Raw genomic sequence first — 3,684 nt, 5'->3', positions numbered from 1 at the left:
AAAATTGAAAATTAAAAATTGTTAGGAGTCAATTGACAATTAACATGCATGGCACCAACCGTATTATATGTGATTAACCAGACTTCATATGAATCCCTATTCCCCACCCACTAGATGCAACGATAACAGAAAACCCTGATTGCTATCAAGCAGCAGGGTTTTCTATCGGATATATTCCTTGAGAATGCTATTGCGATTTGGATGGCGTAGTTTGCGAAGAGCTTTGGCTTCAATTTGCCGAATCCGTTCCCGCGTCACGTTGAAGATTTGGCCGATTTCTTCCAAAGTCTTCATCCGTCCATCATCTAATCCATAGCGTAGACGCAGTACATCACGTTCCCGGGGACTCAGGGTATCAAGGACACTTTCTAGGTCTTCCCGGAGTAGATTTTTGGAAACCTGATCTTCTGGGGTTTCACCATCGGCTTCAATAAAGTCTCCCAAGCGGGAGTCTTCTTCTTTACCAATAGGTGTTTCTAAGGAGATGGGAAGTTGGGCTGATTTGGCAATGAATCGCAACTTCTCGATGGTCATTTCCATCCGATCTGCAATTTCCTCTTCTGTGGGCTTGCGACCCATTTCTTGAGAAAGGAGTTTAGTGGTTTTCTTGATCCGCGAGATGGTTTCATAAAGGTGAACGGGTAAGCGGATAGTCCGGGACTGGTCAGCAATGGCACGAGTAATAGCTTGACGAATCCACCAGGTAGCATAGGTGGAAAACTTGTAGCCTTTTTCGTGGTCAAATTTTTCCGCAGCCCGGATTAAACCTAGAGAACCTTCTTGAATCAAGTCTTGGAATGAGAGTCCTCGATTCATATATTTTTTGGCGATGGAAACCACCAAACGGAGGTTAGACTGCACCATTTTTTCCTTAGCCCGCCGACCGACGTGTAAGCGGTAACGGAAAGCTGGCAGCTCCATATCGACCTCTGTTGCCCATTCCCGATCTCCAGGTTCCCGCTCTAACTGTTCAGACAAGCGCTCCCGCACTCGTTCTAATTCCAACAAATCAGCAATTTTACGGGCTAATTCAATTTCTTCATCAGCTCTGAGTAGACGAATCCTGCCAATTTCCTGCAAATAGAGGCGAATTGAATCTTCTGTATAGTGCTTCTTTTTGCTTTGGGTTCGGCGACGGTTAGATCGCCCCTTACCAGGCTTAGTATTTTCCTCATCCGGTTGAGCGTCCACCAAATCATCTCGGTTCACGTCATCCTCAATCAAGACTTCTAAATCGCTCTGAGGTTGAGCGATTGTTGCGAGTAATTCATTTGCCTGGGTCATGTTTTTTCCTCATGCTCCTTCAGTTTCAGACCAGTAGATGATGTCCGTTGATCTACTTAAGATAGCTTAGTCAGTGAGAACCTTGTTTGTTGCACCCTATGGTGGGTCGAATCGCTTCAGCGGTAGGAATTAGATCGACTCTATTTCCTTGGACTTAACTTGCAGTGAATCTACTATCCATTTAAGTGTTAATACTGAATTTTGGGAAGACTTTTTGATTGTAGCCTTATTTACAAAATTTTGCTCTAGTGTTTATCTGAAAAATTTAGCTTATTTATCTAGTCAAAAGCTTTGAGAAAGTGTAGCAATCATTACCCACTTTCCCTTATGCCTATAATATAGTCACTATTTTAGTACTAATGTTCTATAAAACCCAACAGTTGGACTTCACTAGGTTAATTAACTTATCCTGTATGATAACCATTGACAAGCTCTGGCTCTAGGTAATGATTATTTTGCATTACTCTTGTAACACATAACCCTAGCCAATGTAGTAACACGCTAAGTGAAAGTACTGCCAAGTAAGTTTATTTAACCAGCTCCTAATTCGGTATTCCTCCGTAAGGGAATGGTGAACCAGGGCATCGGAAATACTCCAGAGAAAGACGATAGGAACATTGCGTAGGGGAAGCAAGTCTCCTAGTCCGATGGAGCTTTCGGTTGATCATTATTTTAATTTCTAATTTTAATTTTTACAGTTTGCTCATTGTTTTTAAAATTGATCAGATTAGCTGAGCACTACATATAGCGTTAAACTGGATAGTCTACTCTATATGAAGTATATAGAGGAGGTAATTGGATCAAGTAGTTCACTTCACTACAGGAGTAATGAGATGGAAAACCGGTTGCGTCTAGCAAAGCAGTTGTTATAGGAGTTTACGGTGCAGTGAGTGAGAACACCGTAAGTCAATTAACAAAACTACTAATTTTCCTGCCATAGCTGGTCAATGCTAACAAATTTGTAACCTTGGTTCAATAGCTGAGGAATTAACTCAGCCGTAGTTTCAACCACATCTTGTCCTCCATAATAACCATCATGTAGGACGATCAGGGAACCGTTTTGAACCTGCTTTAGGACTCTCTCCACGATTATACTGACACCAGGACGTTTCCAGTCTTCTGGAACAACACTCCACATTACTGATCTATAGTTCCACTGGTGCAGTATATTCAAGGTTCGGGGCGTAAATAATCCGTTAGGGGGACGAACGTCTTGTACCTTGTCTGGGTGAATCTGACAAGCTTTAGCGATCGCGTCTTGGGTAAGGAGCAAACTCTGCTGAAGGGCATCCCGTTTTAGAAAGGGAAAAGACTGATGGTAATATCCATGGAGTCCCAACCAGTGACCTTGTTGGTAAACCTCTCTGGCGACACTGGGGGCTTGGTTTACGCAAACGCCCAACCAGAAAAAACTGGCTCTGACTTGGTAGCGGTCTAAGACTTGCAGTAACTTGGGAGTGTAGTGTGGATGGGGTCCATCATCGAAGGTCAGTGCGATCGCAGGTGAATCCGTTGCTCCTGACCACAGGCAATTGGGAAAGGCAGGTTTGAGAATTTGGGACAGAATAGGGTAGAGAGGAGCAAATTGCATTTAGTCGTAAGTTTGGATGGGGTGGAGTGAATTTGACTAGTTTCCATGTCCTACTTGATCGCATGTTGCGGCGTCGCCAGATTATCTTGATGTTGATCGGCTTTTGTGTAGCAGTAGTGCTTAGCAGTTGTAACACTGTGATTATTACTGAGTATGAAGCTACAGCACTGACCACCTTAACCTGGCGAGTTGAGTATTCTATTAATTCAACAACTGATAGAGATCCCGATGTTGAGGAGTTTGCTTCCAAGTCCGTAGTTAACCGCAATGGTGAGAAACCACAAGGTGCTGTCACAGGACCTGATGACAAGGGGTTATGGTGGCCAGTTGTCCCACCAAAACCAACCATTGATGAGGTAGAACAGCGTCAGCCACTTCATCATAAGCCTAGCAAGCCAGAGCTGTTGCGTACAGTTAAATACAAGATCACCTATAAAGAGGGGGCACAGACAGTTACACTACCTACTAACTATGACGTTTACCGGCAAGTTGCTAGAGCCTATCCTTACCGGAAACCTCTAAGGCTTACCCTGGGAATCAATGATGCTTCGGTGGAAAAAGCTGATACTAAGTGAGGTCAACAAATGAGGACAAGGGCTCCCTTGCGGGTGCGAAGCGTGTGGGGTGTATGGGATAAATTCTTAGTTCCATTCACCCCATCACTCGTGACTATTCTACTCTGACATTAATCACACTGGCATTGAAATTATAATCTCTACCTTCTAACTCTACTGGGGTACCAATTTTAATCTTGCTATTCCCCAGGACTACTCCATCTTAGGTGGTAAAGCAACAATCACCAAAGATGG

General features: G+C 43.6%; 3 protein-coding genes and 1 pseudogene. 1 reads left to right on the top strand and 3 read right to left on the bottom strand.

Annotation, left to right across the window (positions count from 1 at the left end; all coding sequences use genetic code 11):
• Positions 1–162: 162 nt before the first annotated feature.
• Complete coding sequence (gene rpoD / locus F6J94_RS31770; RefSeq protein WP_071102452.1) at positions 163–1,284, bottom strand: RNA polymerase sigma factor RpoD; 1,122 nt, start codon at positions 1,282–1,284, stop codon at positions 163–165.
• A 922-nt stretch (positions 1,285–2,206) separates the two neighbouring features.
• On the bottom strand, positions 2,207–2,875 hold the full coding sequence (locus tag F6J94_RS31765) for a polysaccharide deacetylase family protein (protein WP_293047548.1): 669 nt from the start codon (positions 2,873–2,875) through the stop codon (positions 2,207–2,209).
• 26 nt (positions 2,876–2,901) lie between these two features.
• On the opposite strand from F6J94_RS31765, the gene F6J94_RS31760 reads away from it, so the two are divergent.
• Complete coding sequence (locus F6J94_RS31760) at positions 2,902–3,450, top strand: hypothetical protein (protein ID WP_293047546.1); 549 nt, start codon at positions 2,902–2,904, stop codon at positions 3,448–3,450.
• 94 nt (positions 3,451–3,544) lie between these two features.
• Here F6J94_RS31760 and F6J94_RS31755 read toward each other — a convergent pair.
• Positions 3,545–3,684, bottom strand: a pseudogene (locus tag F6J94_RS31755) (DUF4330 domain-containing protein); the annotation flags it as partial.

It is taken from the genome of Moorena sp. SIO1F2 (genome assembly GCF_010672755.1).
Lineage (GTDB): Bacteria > Cyanobacteriota > Cyanobacteriia > Cyanobacteriales > Coleofasciculaceae > Moorena.
This window is presented reverse-complemented; position numbering and strand designations above follow the sequence as displayed.